The organism is Chryseobacterium sp. RR2-3-20 (assembly GCF_017808115.1).
GTDB lineage: Bacteria > Bacteroidota > Bacteroidia > Flavobacteriales > Weeksellaceae > Chryseobacterium > Chryseobacterium oryzae.
On record NZ_JADQBD010000194.1, the window covers coordinates 1 to 568 of the forward strand.

Below are 568 nucleotides of genomic sequence, written 5' to 3' on the forward strand. Positions count from 1 at the left end.
TTGTAATTTAACAATCTGAAAAAGCAATTTGCTTCGTTCGGTCGAAATTGAACTTTTTGTCCAATTTAGCCCGCCCTTCGCAAATACTTTTTCCGTTATGTGCAATTTATCAAAACTGTGGATAAAACAGAGCTTAAAAGAAGATATGATAGAGATTTTTCTGAATTAAGAAAGATTATCAACTCTTGGAATTTAATTCCCGGAAGTCAAAATGATGAATTTGACCATTTAAATAATAAAATTTTAAGTCAACTTTATAAAGATCCCAAAAGAGATGAAATTTTAAGGGTTTTAGTAAATGATTTAGTGGAATATTATGGGTTATATTGTGACGAGTTTAATGGAGAAGAATTTGCAGACGAAATAATACAGAGAGGAGTAATAAAAATTATACATTGAAATGCCTGAAAAACTCAATCTTATTCTAATATTAGCAGCCTTCATAATTTTGATGGGTTTGAGTTTCTTTTGTAATCTTCCCATAAAACTGGATCATTTAAAATTATAGTTTTTAAATTTGGAAGAGAATGAAACAGAGTAAATTTACAGTAGTTCAGATCATCAAGAT

1 protein-coding gene is annotated in these 568 nt (G+C 28.7%); it reads left to right on the forward strand.

Annotated elements, in window-relative coordinates; genetic code table 11:
• Positions 1-117 precede the first annotated feature (117 nt).
• Entirely contained in the window at positions 118-399 is a 282-nt protein-coding gene (locus tag IV513_RS15660; protein ID WP_209391479.1) for a hypothetical protein, read from the forward strand.
• Positions 400-568: the final 169 nt, after the last annotated feature.